This is a genomic window from Nocardioides hankookensis (assembly GCF_042658885.1).
In the GTDB taxonomy this organism is placed as follows: Bacteria; Actinomycetota; Actinomycetes; order Propionibacteriales; family Nocardioidaceae; genus Nocardioides; species Nocardioides hankookensis.
Genome location: NZ_JBHSRJ010000005.1, coordinates 90,722 through 110,072, shown reverse-complemented (window position 1 = coordinate 110,072; position 19,351 = coordinate 90,722). Strand labels below are relative to the sequence as shown.

The 19,351-nt window shown below is 73.0% G+C and carries 18 protein-coding genes; 7 read left to right on the top strand and 11 right to left on the bottom strand.

Annotated elements, in window-relative coordinates; genetic code table 11:
• Nucleotides 1-15: 15 nt before the first annotated feature.
• The 3 genes from ACFPYL_RS15005 to ACFPYL_RS14995 all read right to left on the bottom strand — a co-directional run bounded on the left by ACFPYL_RS15005 (nt 16) and on the right by ACFPYL_RS14995 (nt 4,310).
• Nucleotides 16-2,256, bottom strand: coding sequence for a hypothetical protein (locus ACFPYL_RS15005; RefSeq protein WP_379155779.1), 2,241 nt, complete (start codon nt 2,254-2,256; stop codon nt 16-18).
• An 87-nt stretch (nt 2,257-2,343) separates the two neighbouring features.
• Nucleotides 2,344-2,814, bottom strand: coding sequence for a PPOX class F420-dependent oxidoreductase (locus tag ACFPYL_RS15000; RefSeq protein ID WP_379155776.1), 471 nt, complete (start codon nt 2,812-2,814; stop codon nt 2,344-2,346).
• A gap of 23 nt (nt 2,815-2,837) precedes the next feature.
• Nucleotides 2,838-4,310 (bottom strand): hypothetical protein, encoded by a 1,473-nt coding sequence (locus ACFPYL_RS14995; RefSeq protein WP_379155774.1) that lies wholly within the window; start codon nt 4,308-4,310, stop codon nt 2,838-2,840.
• A gap of 97 nt (nt 4,311-4,407) precedes the next feature.
• Between ACFPYL_RS14995 and typA the strand changes: the two genes are divergently transcribed.
• From typA to ACFPYL_RS14980, 3 genes are all read left to right on the top strand, one after another.
• The gene (gene typA / locus ACFPYL_RS14990) at nt 4,408-6,294 is read left to right on the top strand and encodes a translational GTPase TypA (RefSeq protein WP_379155771.1); all 1,887 of its coding nucleotides are present in this window, start codon (nt 4,408-4,410) and stop codon (nt 6,292-6,294) included.
• A gap of 102 nt (nt 6,295-6,396) precedes the next feature.
• The gene (locus tag ACFPYL_RS14985) at nt 6,397-7,776 is read left to right on the top strand and encodes an MFS transporter (protein WP_379155768.1); all 1,380 of its coding nucleotides are present in this window, start codon (nt 6,397-6,399) and stop codon (nt 7,774-7,776) included.
• A gap of 4 nt (nt 7,777-7,780) precedes the next feature.
• Complete coding sequence (locus tag ACFPYL_RS14980) at nt 7,781-8,794, top strand: TIGR03617 family F420-dependent LLM class oxidoreductase (RefSeq protein ID WP_379155765.1); 1,014 nt, start codon at nt 7,781-7,783, stop codon at nt 8,792-8,794.
• Here ACFPYL_RS14980 and ACFPYL_RS14975 read toward each other — a convergent pair.
• A complete protein-coding gene (locus tag ACFPYL_RS14975; RefSeq protein ID WP_379155763.1) occupies nt 8,785-9,414 on the bottom strand; it encodes a hypothetical protein in 630 nt (209 codons plus the stop codon). The two genes, ACFPYL_RS14980 and ACFPYL_RS14975, sit on opposite strands and share 10 nt — an antisense overlap.
• Nucleotides 9,415-9,594: 180 nt before the next feature.
• Nucleotides 9,595-10,485, bottom strand: coding sequence for an LLM class flavin-dependent oxidoreductase (locus tag ACFPYL_RS14970; RefSeq protein WP_379155760.1), 891 nt, complete (start codon nt 10,483-10,485; stop codon nt 9,595-9,597).
• Nucleotides 10,486-10,517: 32 nt separating this feature from the next.
• Here ACFPYL_RS14970 and ACFPYL_RS14965 point away from each other — a divergent pair, with 32 nt between their 5' ends.
• A complete protein-coding gene (locus tag ACFPYL_RS14965; RefSeq protein WP_379155757.1) occupies nt 10,518-12,098 on the top strand; it encodes a fatty acyl-CoA synthetase in 1,581 nt (526 codons plus the stop codon).
• Here the strand turns inward: ACFPYL_RS14965 and ACFPYL_RS14960 are convergent, their stop codons facing one another.
• Genes ACFPYL_RS14960 through ACFPYL_RS14945 form a run of 4 tightly spaced genes read right to left on the bottom strand, consistent with a single transcriptional unit; the run spans nt 12,099 to nt 14,885 of the window.
• Nucleotides 12,099-12,680 (bottom strand): dihydrofolate reductase family protein, encoded by a 582-nt coding sequence (locus tag ACFPYL_RS14960; protein ID WP_379155756.1) that lies wholly within the window; start codon nt 12,678-12,680, stop codon nt 12,099-12,101. It abuts the gene before it with no gap.
• Complete coding sequence (locus ACFPYL_RS14955; RefSeq protein WP_379155753.1) at nt 12,677-13,156, bottom strand: hypothetical protein; 480 nt, start codon at nt 13,154-13,156, stop codon at nt 12,677-12,679. The genes ACFPYL_RS14960 and ACFPYL_RS14955 overlap by 4 nt, the downstream gene beginning before the upstream one ends.
• Nucleotides 13,153-14,016 carry a dihydropteroate synthase gene (folP, locus tag ACFPYL_RS14950; RefSeq protein WP_379155751.1) on the bottom strand — a complete coding sequence of 288 codons (864 nt, stop codon included), beginning with the start codon at nt 14,014-14,016 and terminating at the stop codon, nt 13,153-13,155. Before folP ends, ACFPYL_RS14955 begins: the two co-directional genes overlap by 4 nt.
• Nucleotides 14,013-14,885 (bottom strand): glucosyl-3-phosphoglycerate synthase, encoded by an 873-nt coding sequence (locus ACFPYL_RS14945; protein WP_379155748.1) that lies wholly within the window; start codon nt 14,883-14,885, stop codon nt 14,013-14,015. Before ACFPYL_RS14945 ends, folP begins: the two co-directional genes overlap by 4 nt.
• Before the next feature lie 77 nt (nt 14,886-14,962).
• Here ACFPYL_RS14945 and ACFPYL_RS14940 point away from each other — a divergent pair, with 77 nt between their 5' ends.
• Both ACFPYL_RS14940 and ACFPYL_RS14935 read left to right on the top strand, forming a co-directional pair.
• On the top strand, nt 14,963-15,574 hold the full coding sequence (locus ACFPYL_RS14940; RefSeq protein ID WP_379155745.1) for a TetR/AcrR family transcriptional regulator: 612 nt from the start codon (nt 14,963-14,965) through the stop codon (nt 15,572-15,574).
• Between the two features lie 84 nt (nt 15,575-15,658).
• Complete coding sequence (locus tag ACFPYL_RS14935) at nt 15,659-16,276, top strand: TetR/AcrR family transcriptional regulator (RefSeq protein ID WP_379155742.1); 618 nt, start codon at nt 15,659-15,661, stop codon at nt 16,274-16,276.
• Here the strand turns inward: ACFPYL_RS14935 and ACFPYL_RS14930 are convergent.
• Nucleotides 16,264-17,016: an N-acetylmuramoyl-L-alanine amidase gene (locus ACFPYL_RS14930; protein ID WP_379155740.1), complete on the bottom strand. Its 753-nt coding sequence runs from the start codon at nt 17,014-17,016 to the stop codon at nt 16,264-16,266. The genes ACFPYL_RS14935 and ACFPYL_RS14930 overlap by 13 nt on opposite strands.
• 46 nt (nt 17,017-17,062) lie before the next feature.
• Between ACFPYL_RS14930 and galE the strand changes: the two genes are divergently transcribed.
• Nucleotides 17,063-18,034, top strand: coding sequence for a UDP-glucose 4-epimerase GalE (gene galE / locus ACFPYL_RS14925; RefSeq protein WP_379155737.1), 972 nt, complete (start codon nt 17,063-17,065; stop codon nt 18,032-18,034).
• 8 nt (nt 18,035-18,042) lie between these two features.
• Here the strand turns inward: galE and ACFPYL_RS14920 are convergent, their stop codons facing one another.
• On the bottom strand, nt 18,043-19,251 hold the full coding sequence (locus ACFPYL_RS14920) for an HNH endonuclease signature motif containing protein (protein ID WP_379155734.1): 1,209 nt from the start codon (nt 19,249-19,251) through the stop codon (nt 18,043-18,045).
• Nucleotides 19,252-19,351: the final 100 nt, after the last annotated feature.

The following is a 19,351-nucleotide window of genomic DNA, read 5'->3' as shown; positions in this document are numbered from 1 at the left end:
ACGCCAGCCTCTCACTCAGCTGGGCACGTCGACCACGATCGAGTCGGAGTAGGTGGTCGCGGACCCGTCGTACCGGACGTAGACCGACCAGGACAGCGGCATCCCCGCGATCGACGGCATCGTCCAGGCGAGCGTGCAGCCGGCGGGGTAGGCCGTCACCGTCTCGCCCGCGAAGCCGGGGTCGTTCGAGACGTGCACCGTCGTGGTCCCGCGCGGCGCGCGGAGGGTGAGGGTGACGGCGGTCGAGCGCGTCTGCGCCGCGCCACCGTCGATCTCGACGCCCGTCGCGCCGACGCAGGCGTCCGCGGCCGCCGGCCGCGAGCGTGCCGCCCCGAGCCCCGAGCCGTTGCCGGCCACGACGACGCACTGGAGCGCGGCGTCGCCGGCGCCGGCGCCGACCACGTAGGTCCAGCTGCCGTTGGCGACGGTCGCGCCGTCGCGCTGCCACACGGCCATCACCGTGGTCGGGCTGCCGGACCACCCACCCGGGTCGCAGGTGAGGGTCTGCCCCGCGACCGGGTTGCCTGAGATCGTCGGGCTGGTCAGGTTGACGGGCGCGCCGACCGGTGAGCTCGCGACGGGGCGCTGAGCCGAGCTGGCCGATGCGCTGCCGTCGTCGTCGGTCGCGGTCACCGTGCAGCTGAGCGAGGTGCCGGCGTCGACGCTGAGGACGACGTACTTCGCCGACGCGGAGTGCTCGACCGCGACGCCGTCGCGCGACCAGGCGTAGGCATACGCGAGGTCGCCGCCCGCCCAGCTCCCCGGCGTGCAGGTGAGCGCCGAGCCCACAGTGCCGGGTCCGGTCACCGTCGGCGCCCCGGTGTTGACCGGCGGGCCGGGCTCGTCAGGGTCGGGGTCGACCGGACCGACGGAGCGACCCGCGACGAGCACGGCCGGGGCGGCCGCGGTCGTGGTGGCCACGTTGTCGGTCGCGGCGACCTCGCAGGCCACCGAGGCGCCGGCGTCGGCCGCGACGAGGACGTACGTCGGGCTGCCGGCGCCGGCGATCGTGGCCCCTCCCCGCGTCCAGCGGTAGGCGAAGCGGATGGAGCCGGCCAGCGGACCGGCGGTGCTGTACCAGGTGCCCGGGTTGCAGGTCAGGGTCTCGCCGACGACGGCCGTGCCGACCACGCGCGGGCCTGACGAGCTGACCGGCCCGCCGGTGCCGACGCTGCCACCGTCGTCACCCCCGTCGCCCCCGTCGTCCCCGCCGTCGTCGTCGCCGGGACTCGTGCCACTGCCGTTGTCGCCGCCGTTGTCGCCACCGTCGTCGCTGCCGCCCGACCCGCGCCCGGCGCGGACCTGCTTGACCCAGTAGGTCCACCCGCTGGTGTTCCACCGCTGCACCCGCTGGTTGCCCGCGTCGGCGATGAAGAGGTTGCCGGACAGGCCGCCGCCGTCCTGGGCGTACTGCGAGACCGCACTCGGCGCCCGCAGGCGTCCGGCCTCACGGCTCGCGCTGGGCGGGTGCCCGAGCATCCGCCAGAGGTCGTAGTCGTGGTTGGTGTCGACCAGGTAGACCGCGTTGTTGGCGACGTCGGCCACCGTGAGCTGCCCGAACCGGTCGACGGCGATGCCGCCGGGACGCGGCCGCACGCCGCCGCCCGGACGGCGCAGCGTCACCGTGCGCGCCGGGCGCGACGAGCTGCGCACCTGGCCGGCGCGGTAGGCGACGATCCGCCCGGTGTCGGGCATCGCGACGTACACGGTGTCCGGACGGCCGGACTGGGCGACGCCGTACGTGATGCCGCGCGGGTGGTCGCGGCCCGGCAGGTCGACGGCCGCGAGGAGCCGGCCCGTGACGCTGTAGACCGACATCGTGCCGTCACAGCGCTCGGCGACCCAGACGCGGCCGCCGCCCACGGTGATCCCGCCGTACGCCGAGCCGGGGCTGCCTGCGCACGAGGCGCCCGAGCCGTGGCTGAAGTGCCGCAGCACCCGGCCGCCCGGCGCGAGCAGCGACGCGCTGGTCCCGTAGTCGACCCAGACCTGGCCGGAGGCGTTCACGAAGAGCCCGTCCACCGGATCGTCCTGGTCGAGCGGCACCGTGCCGTTGGCGCCCCCGCGCGGGTTGAGCCGGAGCAGCCGACCACCGCTCGCGAAGCCGACGTACGACACCCCCGACGGGCCGACCGCGATCGCCGTCGGGGAGTCACCGCCCGCGGCGGACGCCGGTTCGAGGGTCGCCAAGGTGGCGGTCCCGAGGCCCGCTGAGATCAGGGCCAGGCAGAGGAGCCGGCCCGCAAGGGCCTTCACAGCCGGAGGTTAACCCGCGGGTAGCCTCCGGGCCGCCTCGACGCCGTCAGTCGGTCCGGGCTGACTGGACCGGTCCAGACGGATGGCTCAGGCGGGCGCGCGGTCCGGCGGGAACCCACCCGTGGCGACCGGGCCCCAGCCCTCGACCGTGATCCGGAGCAGCGACTTGCCCTGGCGGCGCATCGCCTCGCGGTACTCGTCCCAGTCCGAGTGCTCGCCCGAGATGCAGCGGAAGTACTCCACCAGCCCGTCCTCGGCCTCGGCGCTCGGCATGTCGAGGACCTCGGCGGTGCCGTCGACCTGCACCCAGGCGTCGTCCCACTCGTCGGAGAGCACCAGCACGGAGGCGCCCGGGCGGCGGCGCAGGTTGTTGGCCTTCGCCCGGTCCGGGTACGTCGAGATGACGATCCGGCCCTCGGGGTCCACGCCGCCGGTCACCGGGGAGACCTGCGGCCTCCCGTCGGCACGGGTCGTGACCAGCACCAGGTGGTGCCGGGTGCGGACGAAGTCCAGCAGCTGCTCGAGGTCGACGCGGTCGGCGGTGGCGATGCGAGGCATCCCTCCACGGTACCCAGGGCTGCTCAGAGCCGGAGGTGGTACCAGCGGCTGCGCAGGCCGACCTTGTCGACGACCTGGATCCAGCGCAGCTGGCTGCTGTCCCACGACACGATGTCCGGCGGCCAGGAGAAGCGGCGGGTGCTGGAGCGGGTCTTGCCGACCTTGGCGTAGGCGATGCCGGTGCCGCGGTCGGTGGCGTGGATCCGCACCACCCACCCCCGACGCGCCGTCACCCACTTCGCGGTGACGCGGTGGATGACCGGTGCGGCGCCGTCCAGGACGATCCGGTCGCTCGCCCGGCCGGGCACCCCGGGGAACCGCACCGAGACGACCTTGGGTCGTCCGCTCGCGCCGCCGCTGAGGGTCCACGGGTAGCGGCACGAGCTGGTCAGCGGCTTGCGGTCGGTGTGCTTGAAGCCGTCGTTCGAGACGAGCACCTCCTGCGCGCCCTCCGGGGCCCGGATCGCGAGCGTGACGTACGGCCGGTGCGCGACCCGGCCCCCGGCGTCGATGTGCACCGACGGCGTGCCCCGGCAGGTGGTGACCGGCGTGCTCGGCTCGTCGGGCTGGCCCGGGTCGTCCGGGTCGTCCGGGTCGTCGGGGGCCCCGTCCAGCCGGGTGTCGGCCATCCACTGCGTGGTGCCCGTGGTGTTCCACCGCTGCACCCGGCCGTTGCCGGTGTCGGCCACCCAGAAGTGCCGCCCCGTCGTCGCGCCGCCCTGCGCGATCGCCGCCGGCCGGCTGAGGTAGCCCTTGGTGGCGGCGGCGGTCGGCGGGTGACCGAGGGTGCGGTACTGCCGGTAGCGCTGTTGCGCGTCGTAGAGATACAGCCCGTTGGACGACGCGTCGAGCACGGCCACGTGGCCGCGGTCGTCGGCGACGACGCCGCCGGGCCGGCTCGCGGTCATCGTGGCGACCGGCTTCGAGCGGGCGCCGAGCCCGGAGGCGTTGTAGCCGTAGACCTTGCCGGCGTCCGGCACCGCGACGTAGACGCGCGCCGGCACCTTCCCGTACGCCGGTGCGACGGCGATCCCGCGCGGGCTGCCCGACCCCGGCAGGTCGACGGTGGCCAGCAGCGCGCCGTCCCGCGTGTAGACGCCGACGCTGCCCCGGCACCGCTCGGCGACGTAGACCCTCGTGCTCGTGACGGCGAGGCCGCCGTACCGAGCGGCGTCGGCGGTGCAGGAGGCGGCAGGCTGGTGCGGGAAGGTGGCGAGCGCGGCGCCGGACCGGCTGAGCCGGGTGACGACCGAGCCGTCGTCGACCCACACGCCGCCGTCCGGGTCGGCGGCCAGGGCGGTGACCGGGCCGTCGGTCGCGATCGACCCGCCGGGCGCGCCGTCCGGGGCCAGGACCAGGAGGCCGTCGGCGTTCGCGAACCCGACGTACGACGTGCCGTCGGGCGCGACGGCGACCGCGGTCGGCCGACCGGTGCTGACCGCGGAGGCGGGGGTCGTGGGAACGACGACGAGGCTCGTGACGGAGACGGCCGTCACGAGCACAGCACGAAGTGCGTGGCCCCCCACACATCCAGGCTAGTCGCGCTCGGCACGATGCGGGTCCGAACGCCCTGCGCCACTAGACTCGACGCTCGTGTCTACCACTCGCTCAGATCTCCGGAACGTCGCCATCGTCGCGCACGTCGACCACGGCAAGACCACGCTTGTCGACGCCATGCTGCGTCAGGCCGGCGCCTTCACCGCCCACCAGGCCGAGAGCGTGGCCGAGCGCGTCATGGACTCCGGCGACCTGGAGCGCGAGAAGGGCATCACGATCCTCGCGAAGAACACCGCCGTGCACTACGCCGGTCCCGCCGGTGGCGGCCAGCCGATGGTCATCAACATCATCGACACCCCGGGCCACGCCGACTTCGGTGGCGAGGTCGAGCGCGGCCTGTCGATGGTCGACGGCATCGTGCTCCTCGTCGACGCGTCCGAGGGCCCGCTCCCGCAGACCCGCTTCGTGCTGCGCAAGGCGCTGAACGCCGACATGCCGGTGATCCTGGTCGTCAACAAGACCGACCGTGGCGACGCCCGCATCGCCGAGGTCGTGGACGAGACCTACGAGCTCTTCATGGACCTGCTCGACGAGCACCACAGCCAGGACGCCCTGGACTTCCCGGTCGTCTACGCGTCGGGCCGCGCCGGCGTCGCCGGCCTCGAGGCCCCCGAGAACGGCGAGCTGCCGGACTCCCCCGACCTCGAGCCGCTCTTCAAGACGATCCTCGAGACCATCCCGGCCCCGACGTACGACGAGGGCGCGCCGCTGCAGGCCCACGTCACCAACCTCGACTCCTCGCCGTTCCTCGGCCGGCTCGCGCTGGTCCGCGTCCACCAGGGCACCCTGAAGAAGGGCCAGCAGGTCGCCTGGATGAAGCGCGACGGCTCGGTCAAGAACGTCAAGATCACCGAGCTCCTCGTCACCGAGGGCCTCGAGCGCCAGCCCGGCGAGTCCGCGGGCCCGGGCGACATCGTCGCCATCGCCGGCATCCCGGACATCACCATCGGCGAGACCCTCGCCGACACCGAGAACCCGGTCGCGCTCCCGCTCATCCACGTCGACGAGCCCGCGATCTCGATGACGATCGGCACCAACACCTCGCCGCTCGTCGGCCGGGTCAAGGGCGGCAAGGTCACCGCCCGCCTGGTCAAGGACCGCCTCGACTCCGAGCTGATCGGCAACGTGTCGCTGCGGATCCTCCCGACCGAGCGTCCCGACGCGTGGGAGGTCCAGGGCCGCGGCGAGCTGGCGCTGGCCATCCTGGTCGAGCAGATGCGCCGCGAGGGCTTCGAGCTGACCGTCGGCAAGCCGCAGGTGGTCACCAAGGAGGTCGACGGCAAGGTCCACGAGCCCGTCGAGCGCCTGACCATCGACGCCCCGGAGGAGTACCTCGGCGCGATCACCGAGCTGCTCGCCACCCGCAAGGGCCGCATGGAGCAGATGACCAACCACGGCACCGGATGGGTGCGCATGGAGTTCCTGGTCCCGGCCCGCGGCCTGATCGGCTTCCGCACCGAGTTCCTCACCGACACCCGCGGCACCGGCATCGCCCACCACATCTCCGAGGGCTACGAGCCGTGGGCCGGCGAGATCCGCTCGCGCAACAACGGCTCGCTGGTCGCCGACCGCAAGGGCGCGGCGACGGCGTACGCCATGACCTCGCTGCAGGAGCGCGGCGTGATGTTCGTGGACCCGACCACCGAGGTCTACGAGGGCATGATCGTCGGCGAGAACTCGCGCGCCGACGACATGGACGTCAACATCACCAAGGAGAAGCAGCAGACCAACATCCGGTCCGCCACCTCCGACAACTTCGAGAAGCTGGTCCCGCCGAAGAAGCTCTCGCTCGAGCAGTGCCTGGAGTTCTGCCGCGACGACGAGTGCGTCGAGGTCACGCCCGAGACGGTCCGGATCCGCAAGGTGATCCTCGACCAGAACGAGCGCGCCAAGATCGCCGCGCGGGCGCGCAAGGCGAAGTGAGGCGCCGGTGAGCGAGCTCGCGAGCTCACCGAGAAGCGGCGAAGGTTGAGGAGCGGCCACGACCGCGGCAGCGGTCGTGACGGCGCGTCTCGAAACCAACCTGTGGCTGACCAGGGTGGGCGGCAGCGGCTGCTGCTGCCCACCCTGGCGCTGCTCACCACCATCACCGCGGTGGTCTCCTCGCTGGGCGCACCGCTGGTGCCCAGCATCGCCGAGGCGTACGACGTCCGCCTCACCACCGCGCAGTGGTCGCTGACGGCCACGCTGCTCACCGGTGCGGTCGCGACCCCGATCGTGGGTCGGTTCGCCAGCGGGCGGCTGCGCCGGCCGACGATCCTGGTCGGGCTGGCTGTCGTGACGACCGGGACGGCGATCGCGATCGTGCCGACGTCGTACGGCGTCCTGGTCGCGGGCCGCGCCATGCAGGGCGTCGGCATGGCGCTGCTGCCGCTGGCGATCGCGGTGGCGCGCGACGCGCTCGTCGGCGAGCCGATGAACCGCGCCATCGCGCTGCTGTCGGTCACCACCGTGGCCGGGGCCGGGCTCGGCTACCCGCTGACGTCGCTGGTCGCGGAGCTCGGTGGGCTCTCGGCGGCGTACGCCCTGGGCACCGTGCTCACCGGCGCGACCCTGCTGATGGCGTGGCGCCACCTCCCGGGGTCGGCCGAGGCCGCGCCGATGCGTGTCGACTGGGCCGGCGCGGGCCTGCTCAGCGTCGGCATGCTGGCCGTGCTGCTGGCGGTCAGCGAGGGCGAGGTCTGGGGCTGGGCCTCGGCCCGGACGCTCGGGCTCGGTCTCGGCGGCGCGGCGCTGCTCGTCGTCTGGTGCGCCTGGACGCTGCGCAGCCGCTCGCCGCTCGTCGACCTGCGGATGGCGGTCCGTCCCGGGATCGCGGCACCGAACCTGGTCGCCCTGGTCGCGGGCCTCGGCATGTACTGCCTGCTCACCCTGTCGGTCGTCCTCGTCCGCGCCGACGAGCCCGGCTTCGGACTGGCGATGCCGATCTGGGTGGCCGGCCTGATCCTGGTGCCCTACTCGCTGATGAGCGTGCTCGGCAACCAGCTCGCCCGGGTCGTCCGGGTCCGCATCGGCAGCGGCGCGCTGCTGCCGACCGGGTGCCTGATGTTCCTGGTGTCGACCGTCGTGCTCGCGCTCTGGCACGAGCACCTGTGGCAGCTGCTGCTGGCGATGGCGCTCGGCGGGGTCGGCAGCGGCTTCACCTTCTCCTCGCTGGCCGTGCTGATGGTGCCGCACCTGCCACAGGCCGAGACCGGCAGCGCCATGGCGTTCAACCAGGTGCTGCGCTACCTCGGGTTCACGATCGGCAGCGCGACCAGCGTCGCGCTGATGGCGGCGTATGGTGGGGGCTCGCACGGGTTCCGCGCCACGCTGCTCACGGTGTCGTCGCTCTTCGTGGTCGCGGCCGTCGGTGCCGTCCTGCTGGATCGTGCCGCGCCGGCCCCGCGGGTTGCGCCACACTGACCGCGTGCTCCTCGACATCCAGCTCGACGCCCGACCCGATCTCGCCGTCGACCGGGCCCGCGAGCTGGCCGCCACCGGCGTCGCCGGGCTGTTCACCTTCGAGGGACCGCACGACGTCTTCCTGCCGCTGGCGGCGACCGCGGCCGCCGGGATCGCGACCGACCTGATGACCAACGTCGCGATCGCGATGCCCCGCAGCCCGATGCACCTCGCGAACGCGGCGTACGACCTCCAGCTGATGTCCGGCGGCCGCTTCCGGCTCGGCCTCGGCTCGCAGATCAAGCCCCACATCGAGAAGCGGTACGGCGCCACGTGGTCGCCGCCGGCGGCCCGGATGCGCGAGATCGTCCTGGCGGTGAAGGCGATCCTCGGCTCCTGGCAGGACGGCACCCCGCTGCGGTTCGAGGGCGAGCACACCCGGCACACGCTGATGCCGCCGACGTTCGTGCCCGGCCCGAACCCGTACGGCGTGCCGCCGGTGCTGCTCGGCGCGCTCGGACCGGTGATGACGCGGACCGCCGCCGAGGTCGCCGACGGCCTGCTGGTGATGCCGTTCCACAGCCACCGGCACTTCCGCTCGCGCACCCTGCCCGCCGTCGACGAGGGGCTGGCCCGGTCGGGCCGAGGCCGCTCAGAGCTCTCGATCCTGCCGCAGGCGATCGTCGCGATGGGCCGGACCGAGGCCGAGCTCGAGGCGGCGTCGGTGGGCGTCCGCGGGCTGCTCGCGTTCTACGGCTCCACCCCGGCGTACGTCCCGGTCCTCGAGGCCGAGGGCTGGGGCGACGTGCAGCCCGAGCTCAACCGGCTGTCGAAGACCGGTGACCTGGGCGCGATGTTCGGGCTGGTGACCGACGAGATGCTCGAGACCCTCGCCGTACGCGGGACTCCGGAGGAGTGCGCGGCCGAGATCGGGCGACGCTTCGGCGACGTGGCCGACCGGGTGTGCTGCTACTTCCCCGGCTACGAGCCGCCGCTGGAGCAGGTGGCCGACCTCGCTGCCGCGCTCGGTCAGCTGTAGCGACGCCGGGGGCCGGGCTGGGTCGCCTGGATGGCGATCCCGCAGAAGCCGGCGACCAGCAGCAGGATGAGCGACTTCGCCAGCAGCTCGGGCAGGAACGACGAGACGACGAACGACAGCGCGTGGGCGATCAGCGCGAAGGGCACCCAGCGCGGGGTCGCCCGGGCCCGGAGCAGGGCGATGCCGAGCAGCAGCTCGCCGAGGTAGAGGCCGGCGATCCACACGCCCAGGAACACGGTGAGCCCGGCCTCCGAGCTCGCGTCCTCGAGGCCTTGGTCGCGCAGCGCGTCCGTGATGACCAGTGAGCGGAAGAAGACCATCAGCATCGCGAAGCCAGCGGTGCCGATGAACCCGACCTCGAGCACGATCGCGCTGATCATGCCGAGCGTCCAGCCGCGCCGGTCGAAGAGCGTCAGGACCGCCGGCAGCCCGAGGGTCAGGCACACCGACGCCAGGAAGAAGATCGCCGCGACGGTGAGCCACTGACCGCCCTGCTGCTGCACGATCCGCAGCGTGTCCGCGGTGCTGTCCGAGGAGGGCAGCAGGAAGGACCCGAGGCACAACGCGAGCGCCCCGGTGACGAGCAGCGCCGCAGAGATCGGCAGCCAGTCCATCCGCACGAGCACACCGTAGGGGCTGGCGGGCCGCCCGGCGGGACAAACGGCTCGCCTACTGGGGTGAGGGTCAGACCAGGCGCCCCGACGGGTGGTGGTTTCGAGGCTCTCAACCACCAACGTCGGTGGTTGAGGTGCGAGCGAAGCGAGCCTCGAAACCACCACTGCCCACCTCGCCGGGCGAGGTCAGACGAGGTCGGCGAGCTGGTGCACCTGGTCGACGGACGAGTCGGTGGGGATGAGCTGGACCTCGTCGCAGCCGAGGTCCTCGATCCGGCGCAGGACGTCGCGGAGGTCGGCGGGTGTCCCGGCGAAGCCGGCCGTGGCGGCGAGGGCGTCGACGTACTGCTCGGGGATCCAGTTCATGTAGTGCCGCAGGTGGCGGCGGACCTGCTCGCGGGCGACGTCCGGCGAGCCGAGCGCGAACCAGAACGACGTCGTCAGCCGCGGCGTACGGCGGCCCTCGTCGGCCCACGCGTCCCGGGTGGTCGTGAAGACCTTCGCCATCTCGGCGAGGTCGAGGTCGAGCGACATCCCGGCCAGGCCGTCGGCCCAGCTCGCGGCGCTGCGGATCGTGCGCGGCCCGAGGGTGCCGACGAGCAGCTCCGGCCCTCCGGGCTGCACGGGCGGCGGCCCGACCGGCAGCACCGAGTCGACCACGCGCTCACCGGCCCAGACGCGCTTCATCACCGCGACCCGGTCGGCCATCTCGCGCATCGTCTTGGTGGCGAGCGGCGCACCGGCGGCACGGTAGTCCTCCTCGCGACCGCCGACACCCAGTCCGACGGACAGCCGGCCGCCGCAGAGCCGGTCACCGGTGGCGAGCGACTTGGCGAGCGACACCGGGTCGTGCAGCTGGGGCACGACGACCGTGGTCGTCAGGCGCGCCCGCGACGTCCACGCCGCGACGGCTCCGAGGAGCGTCAGCGAGTCGGGGTTGTCGAAGGCCATCCGCTCGCCCCAGCACAGCGACGACCACGGCCCCTCGTCGACGGCACGCGACCACGACTCGAGCGTCGCCGCGCCCTCGGCCCACAGGTCCGGCTCCATCACCGGCAACGTCATCCCAACGTCCACCTGCCCATTGTGACCGGCCTAGTGTGACGGGCATGACCTCTCCCCTCGTGGACAAGGCACGCCAACAGACCCTGGGCGACCTGCCACGGCGTACGGCGGGGCGCAGCCCCGACAAGCTCGCGGTGCAGGACGGCGACACGCGGCTGACCTTCGCCGAGCTCGACGCCGTCGTCGACCGCGCGGCCGCAGCGCTCCACGCGCACGGCCTCGCGGCGCGCGACCGGCTGGCGCTGCTGTGCCACAACAGCTGGCAGTACGTCGTCCTGAACTTCGCGTGCGCCCGCGCAGGTGTGGTCCTGGTGCCGATCAACTTCATGCTCGGCGCCGAGGAGATCGCCTACATCCTCGACCACAGCGGCGCGGAGGCGTTCGTGGTCGAGGACGCGCTGCTGCCCGTCGCCGAGCAAGCACTCGCTGCGACGACGGCCGGCACCGTCACGACGCGGGCCGTCGTACGCCTGGCCGACGGCGAGGTCCCCGAGGGGTGGCACGACCTCCAGGACTGGCTCGACCGCGACGGCGCGCCGTACCCGGTCCTGCTCGAGGACGACGACCCGGTGCGGATGATGTTCACCTCGGGCACCGAGTCGCGGCCGAAGGGCGCCCTGCTGAGCAGCCGGTCGCTGATGTGGCAGTACGTCTCCTGCGTGGTCGACGGGCAGATGAGCGCCGACGACGTCGAGCTGCACACGATGCCGCTCTACCACTGCGCGCAGCTGGACTGCTTCCTCGGCGTCGACGTCTACCTCGGCGCGACCAGCATCATCCTGCCGGCGCCGGAGCCGGGCGCGATCCTGCGGGCGATCGAGGAGCACAGGGTCACCAAGTTCTTCGCGCCGCCGACGATCTGGATCGGCCTGCTGCGCCACCCGGACTTCGACACCGCCGACCTGTCGTCGCTGCGCAAGGGCTACTACGGCGCCTCGCCGATGCCGGTCGCGGTGCTCGAGGAGATGAGCCGCCGGCTGCCCGACGTCGACCTCTGGAACTTCTACGGCCAGACCGAGATGGCCCCGCTCGCCACGATCCTCGGACCCGACGAGCAGCTCGCGTTCCCGGGCTCGGCGGGCCGCGCGTCTCTCAACGTCGAGACCCGGATCGTCGACGACCGGGACGAGCCGGTGCCGGCCGGCACCGTCGGCGAGATCGTGCACCGCTCGCCGCACGCCACCCTGGGCTACTACCTCGACCCGGAGAAGACGACGGAGGCGTTCCGGGGCGGCTGGTTCCACTCCGGCGACCTGGGCTACCTCGACGACGGCGGCCGCCTGTACGTCGTGGACCGCAAGAAGGACATGATCAAGAGCGGCGGGGAGAACGTCGCCAGCCGGGAGGTGGAGGAGGCGATCTACCAGCTCGAGGGGGTCGCCGAGGTCGCCGTCTTCGGCGTCGACCACCCGCGCTGGGTCGAGGCGGTCGCCGCGGTCGTCGTACCGAAGGAGGGCGCGTCGCTCACCCCCGAGGCGGTCGTCGAGCACACCCGCTCGGTGCTGGCCGGCTTCAAGACGCCCAAGTACGTCGTGGTCGCCGGCGCGCTGCCGAAGAACCCGTCGGGCAAGATCCTCAAGCGCCAGCTGCGCGAGGAGCACGCGGACCTCGCGGCCGGCGAGTAGTCAGAGGAGCCAGCGCGCGAGGAGCGTGCCGTCCTGCTCGAGCAGCGTGTGCAGGGTGAGCGGCGCGTCGACGGGCGCACCGGTCGAGATGCGGCCGTGGTCGCCACCGACGACCCGCGGGACGAACGTCGTGCACAGCTCGTCGACCACGCCCGCCGCAACCAGGTGGCCGAGGAGCGTCGGGCCGCCCTCGCAGAGCACGGTCGCCCAGCCCTGGTCGTGGAGCCAGGCCCGGAAGGCGACCGGGTCGCCGAGCGGCCGCACCACCACCGAACCGTCCGGCGCGTCGCGGAGCCCGTCGGGCACCTCCTCCTGCCGGCTGACCACGACGATCGGCCGGTCGGCCGGGCCGTAGCCCTCCGCGCGTGCCGTCGCCGCGCCCACGACGATCACGTCGCAGGTCGCGCGCAGGTGGTCGAAGACCTGCTTGTCCACGGCGTTGTTGATCGATCCGCTCGTGCCCGACGCCCCGGTCGCGGCGCCGTCGACGGTGCTCACCATGTTGACCCGCAGCCACGGCGAGCGCAGGGGTGCGTAGAGCTCGGCGAGGTCGTCGGTGTCCGGACCCACCAGCACCCTCACCACTGCCACCTCATCACCCAGTACTGCACGCCGAACGGGTCGTCGTCGTAGTCGATGGTGGCGGTGACGCCCGGCGGCCGAACCTCACGCAGCCGCCCGATCCCGTCGAGTGACGCGAGAAGGTCCTTGCCGAGCTCGAAGTCGGGCCATTCCGCGTCGCTCGACGACAGCGCGGACCGCAGGGCGTCGTCGAAGGCGTGCGCGCGCTCGTCGAGGTGCCCGGGCGCCTTCTCGGTACGCCGGGCGGAGCCGTTGCCGACCACGAGGTACGACGGCTCGTCGCTGGACCGGCTTGTGGAAGCCAGGAGGTGTGCGGCGACGCGGGCGCCCTGCTCGTCGGCCAGGACGGTCGGGTCGGACCCGAGCCAGCCGACGGCGGCCAGGCACGCGGCTCGCAGCTCGGCGACCGGGTCGTCGAGGCCGGCGTACTCCGGGAGCAGCGCGAGCACGCCGGGCACGAGCACGACCCGGGTCACTGCAGCCCCCGGATCGCCCGGCGCGGCGGGCGGCGGCCCGCGATGGACGACACCATGTCGACGACCTGGCGGGTCTCGACGACCTCGTGGACGCGGTAGATCCGGGCACCCGCGAGGGCGCAGACCGCGGTCGCGGCCAGGGTGCCGACGAGCCGCTCACCCACGGGCAGGTCGAGGGTCTCGCCGACGAAGTCCTTGTTGGAGAGCGAGACCAGCACCGGGTAGCCGGTGTCGACCATCTCGCCGAGCCGGCGGGTCAGCTCGAGGGAGTGGAAGGTGTTCTTGCCGAAGTCGTGCGCCGGGTCGATGACGACCGACTCCTTCGCGACGCCGGCGGCGATCGCGCGCTCGGCGTACGCGACGGTGTCGGCGATCGCGGCGGCCACGACGTCGTCGTACTCGATCCGGTAGGGGCGCGTCCGCGGCGTCACGCCGCCGGTGTGCGTGCAGATGACGGCCGCGCCGCCCTCGGCGGCGGCGTCCACGAGCTCGGGGTCGGCGCCGCCCCACGCGTCGTTGATGACGTCGGCCCCGGCCGCGCAGACGGCGGCGGCCACCGAGGCGCGCCAGGTGTCGACCGAGATCACCAGGTCGGGGTGGGCCGCGCGCACGCGCGCCACGAAGTCCACGACCCGGTCCATCTCCTCGGCGGCCGAGATCTCCACCCCGGGCGCGGCCTTGATGCCGCCGATGTCGACGATCTCGGCGCCCTGCTCGACGACCAGCGCGACCCGTTCGAGCGCGCGCTCCTCGGCCCAGGTCGCGCCCTGGTCGTAGAAGGAGTCGGGGGTGCGGTTGACGATCGCCATCATCAGCGTGGCGTCGTCGGCGAACGTACGGCGTCCGAGTCGCAGCGTCATCGGACCCCCCGGGCGGGCGGGCGCTCGTCGACCTGCGGACCGGCGCCCGCGCGGGCCAGGGCCGCCGCGAGGATCTGCGTCGCCATCCCGCTCAGGTCGCTGAGCGACTGGTGCCGGTGGGCGCGGACGCCGAGGTCGACCTGCGCGATCGCGTCCAGCCCGCGGCTGCGCTGCGTGTCGATCAGCGCGGCCAGCTCGACGGCGTACTCGTGGGGCACCGAGAGACTCTCGATGAGCGACCGGCGCACCGCCCACTCCCCTGCCAGTGGCTGGTGCAGCCCGGCCAGCTCCGGGAAGAGCAGCCCGATCAGCGGCCGGGCGACCAGCTCGGTGACCCGGCCACCCTCGAAGGGCACCGTCTCACCGCCGACGACCATCGGGCGCTCGTAGAAGCCCTTGACCAGCTCGACGCCGGGGTCGGTCAGCAGCGGCCCCAGCAGGCCGGGCACGAAGTGCGTGTCCCAGTCGACGAGGTCGGCGTCCATGAAGACGATCAGCTCGCCGGAGGTGACGAAGAGCGACTTCCACATCGCCTCGCCCTTGCCCGGGCGGGTGCCGAGGTCGGGGCGGATCTCGGCGGAGCGGTGCACGGTCGCGCCGGCGTCGGTCGCCACGGCGTACGTGTCGTCGGTCGAGTCGGAGTCGATGACCACGATCTCGTCGACCAGGGCGACGGTCTCCACCAGGGCCGAGCGGACCTTCGCGACCACGTCGCCGACGGTCGCCGCCTCGTTGCGAGCGGGTACGACGAGGCTGACGACGCGCTGCCCCTTGGCGGCGGTCAGCGCGGCGAGGCCCCAGTCGTCCCAGTGGTGCGTGCGGCGTCCGGACCAGCCGTCGACGGCGGACGATGGGGCGGCTTCGGGCACGCGTTCGAGATTAGGGCACGACGCGAATTTACTTTCAGAGGCATAACAGACGTGGGTTGTCTGATGTTCAATCAAGCATGCCGCCGGACGAGGAGACGCCCCGGCGCGGCCGAGGACGGCCGCGCTCTCCCGGCGCGGAGCAGAAGATCCTGCACGCCGCGCTCGAGGAGTACACGGAGCACGGCTGGGCCGGGTTCACCATGGACGGCGTCGCGCGCCGAGCCGGCTTCGGGAAGTCGACGCTCTACCTGCGCTGGGCCGACAAGGACGCGCTGCTGACCGACGCCGTACGCCTGCGCAGCCGCACCGTCGTCGAGGTCGACACCGGGTCGCTGCGTGGGGACCTGACCGGGCTGGCGACCGGCGTCTTCCGCGAGTTCGCCGACGCGGAGGGCTGGGCGGGCTTCCGGATGGTCGTCGACAGCGCCAGCGCGAGCCAGCCGCTGGGGCAGTTCACGCGCGAGATCAGCGGCGTGCACCGCGAGGTCATCGGCGGCATCTTCCAGCGCGCCCGGGAACGCGGCGAGCTGCGGGCCGCCGTCGAGCCCCTCGCGATCACCGACCTGATCTACGGTGCGGGACTCTTCTTCACCCTGGGCCGCCGGCTCGACCACGACCCGATCACCGACGAGATGGTCGCCGCCCGCGTCGCCGACGTCGTCGAGGTGATCATCGGCGGCCTCGGGTAATACTCGCTCCTAGTCCACCCCAGACAGGCGAGTAGCCGACTCGGGCCATATCCGACACCGCGTGTCGGATGTTTCAATTCGCCCATGACTCCGGGGGAGGAGCCGCGGCGCGGCCGTGGTCGACCACGCACGCCCGGAGCCGAGCAGAAGATCCTCACCGCGGCGCTGGAGGAGTACGGCGCGCACGGGTGGTCCGGCTTCACGATGGACGCGGTCGCCCGCCGCGCCGGCGTCGGCAAGTCGACGGTCTACCTGCGCTGGCCGGACAAGGACGCGCTGCTGACCGCGGCCGTGACCAACAACGGCATGGGCCTGACCGCGGTCGACACCGGGTCCTTCGAGGAGGACCTGCGCCAGCTCGCGATCAACATGCTGCACTACTTCCACGGCACCGTCGGCTGGGCGTCGTTGCGGGTCACCTTCGACTGCGCGAGCTCGGCCGAACGGCTCGGTGAGTTCTCCGACGCCGTCAGCGAGGTCCACAGCCGCCAGGTCGAGCAGATCTGCCTGCGCGCTCAGGAACGCGGCGAGATGGTCCCCGACTTCCCGCCGGGTGCGGTGACCGAGGCGATCTACGGCGCCGCGATGGTCAACTCGCTCTCCTACCGCCTCGAGCAGCGCACCGACACCGACGAGGACATCGAGACCCGCGCCGAGGCCGTCGTGGCGATGGTGCTGCGCGGGATCGCTCAGCCCAGGTAGCGCAGCACCGCGCGAGTGAGCGCGCTCGCGTACGCCGTACGCCCCTTGCCGGTCGTCATCCGGCGGGCGTCGACCCGGTCGCGCATGTTGCCGAGCTCGACCATCGCGGTCGGGACCCGGGAGAAGTTCAGGGTCGCGAGGTCGGTGCGCAGGTCGAGGCCGTCGCCGCCCGCGATGTAGTTGGCGGGCGGGAGCCCGCGGTGCACGAGCGTGTCCCGGGTCGTGCGGGCCAGCCGCACCGAGGCACGGCCGCGGTCCGGCGCCGCGATGACGTGGAACCCGCGGGCGCCCCGCTCCAGGACACCGTCGGCGTGGATGCTCAGCTCGAGGTCGGCGTGTGCCCGGTTGCCGGTGCGGCCGCGCACGTCGACGCACGGACCCCACTCGTCGAGGCTGTTGCTGGTGCGGGTGAGCTGGACGGTGGCACCGAGCCGCTCGAGCCGGGCCTCGACCAGCTGCGCCACCCGCCACACGAAGGTCGCCTCCGGGAGACCCGCGTTGGTGGCCGTACCCGTCGTGTTGCACGGCTTGCGGCCGCCCCGGCCGTCCGGGACCGGCCGGTTGACCTGCCGCGGGAAGTTCTGGTTGCCGAGCTGGTGACCGGGGTCGAGCACGACCACCCGGCCGGCCAGCGGGCCGGCCCGCCGAGCGGTGGCGTCGGGACGCTCGGCGTACGCCGCGGGCGCGAGCAGGCCGAGCGCGACGACGATCGCGGCGAGCAGGGCTCCACGTGCGGACATGGCGTCCACCCTAAGCACGCTGGCCCCGATGACTATCCTCGGCGGCATGAGCTGGTTGGTCACGGGAGGCGCCGGATACATCGGATCGCACGTCACGCACGCGCTGCGCGACGCGGGGATGGAGCCGGTGGTGATCGACGACCTGTCGTCCGGCCACGCGTCGTTCGTGCCCGACGGCGTGCCGTTCGTCGAGGCGACGATCCTCGACCAGGACACGGTCACCGCGACGCTGCGCGAGCACGAGGTCGTGGGGGTCGTGCACCTGGCGGGCTTCAAGTACGCCGGGGTCTCGGTCAGCCGGCCGCTGCACACCTACGAGCAGAACATCACGGGCACGGCACGGCTGCTCCAGGCCATGACCGACACCGGCGTGCAGGCGATGGTGTTCTCCTCCAGCGCGGCGACGTTCGGGACCCCCGACGTCGAGCTGGTGACCGAGGAGACGCCGACCCACCCGGAGTCGCCGTACGGCGAGACGAAGCTGGCCGGCGAGTGGCTGATCCGCGACGTCGGTCGGGTGACCGGGCTGCGGCACACGTCGCTGCGCTACTTCAACGTGGTCGGGTCCGGCTCGCCCGAGCTCTACGACACCAGCCCGCACAACCTCTTCCCGCTGATCTTCGACGCGCTCGTCGAGGGCCGGACGCCGCACATCAACGGCACCGACTACCCGACCCCGGACGGCACCTGCGTGCGCGACTACGTGCACGTCGCCGACCTCGCGCACTCCCACGTGATCGCGGCCCAGCGGCTGCTGGCCGGCGACGACCTCGCGCACGTCTACAACCTCGGCAGCGGCGACGGCGTCTCGGTCCGGCAGATCATGGACGCCGTCCGGGACGCGACCGGCATCGACTTCGAGCCGGAGGTCCAGGGGCGCCGCCCCGGCGACCCCGCCCGGATCGTCGCCAGCGACGAGCTGGCCGCGCGCGACCTCGACTGGAAGATGCGTCACGACCTGCACGACATGGTGCAGTCGGCCTGGGACGCCCGCCGTCAGGCGGCCACCCCCGCCTAGGGTGTGCCTCAGGTCCGCCGCGCGAACCTGACGTCCCCGTTGGGTAGTCGATCGGCGGTGTAGCGGTCGTCGTGGGCGCGATGGTGATGGTGACTGCAGAGCAGGACGCCGTCGTCGAGGTCGGTACGCCCGCCGAACGTCCACGGGAGCCAGTGGTGCGCCTCGCACCAGGTGCCCGGGATGTCGCACCCCTCGGCGCGGCACTCGCGGTCGCGGACCAGCATCGCCTTGCGTTGGGGACCGGAGTACAACCGCCGGCTGCGGCCGAGGTCGAGGACCTCGGAGGCACCGCCGAGGACGGCCGGGAGGATGCGTGCCGTGCACGCCAGCCGGCGTACCTCGCCGGCGGAGATCTCGCCCGTCGCGTCCACGCCGAGCTCGCTGCGCAGGCTCTCCAGGCCGATGGTCACGATCACCGTCGTGGCATCGCCGCCGTGCAGAGGAAGACGTCCCGGGTCGATGGCCTCGAGCAGCTGGCCGAACGCCTCACCGAGGCGACGCGGGTAGGGCAACCGCTCGGCCGGGTCGTCGGCGCCGGCCCGGCGCGGGTTGGTGAACGCATGGAGGTAGGTCGCGAGCCGATCGGCGACCGCGTCCGGCAGCCGACCACCGATCCGGGTCGTGCCGTCGCCGCACCGTCTCAGGTGGAGGCGGGTGCGGCGGTGGGCCTCGGCCTCGAGGGCCGCGAGCCGGCGCGCCTCGGCCTCCTCGGCGATCTCGGGCGCGACGACGTCGAGGATCCGGCGGCCGAGTCGGGCCAGCTGGCGGGGTCCGTGGTGGGCGGCGTGTCCGACGAGCGTCTCCTCGGCGAGCGCCAGCACGTCGGCCGGTACGTCGGCCGGGAGGTCGTCCAGGGTGCGGGCGATCACCTGGGCCTGGGCGACGGTGGCCTCCCCGGCGCGCAGTGCGGTGGCGAGCACGCCCCAGCGCCGGTCGAGCCCCGTGGCCAGGGCGAGATCGGCGCGCGCATCCTCGTGACGAACGAGGGTGCGGGTGGCGAGCCACTCCGCGGCGTCGTGCGCCGCGGCCTCGTCGGCCAGGTCGTCGGCGACCGACAGCACCCGCATCCGGAGCTCGACCAGCCGGGACTCGAGCCGGACCAGCTCGCGCAGGGCGTCGGCCTTCTCGCCGGCCGTCATGAAGACGGCGTTGACGTCGGCGACCGACTTCAGCGTCTCGTCGACGGAGGCCGCGGCGACGAGGATCGGATGACTCATCGGGCCTCCTTCACGGCATGCGGTCACGACCTGGTCGGTCGCCGCTCCTGGAGGCCCGGGAATCCGGGCTATCACTCACCCTCACGACTGGCACGTCACT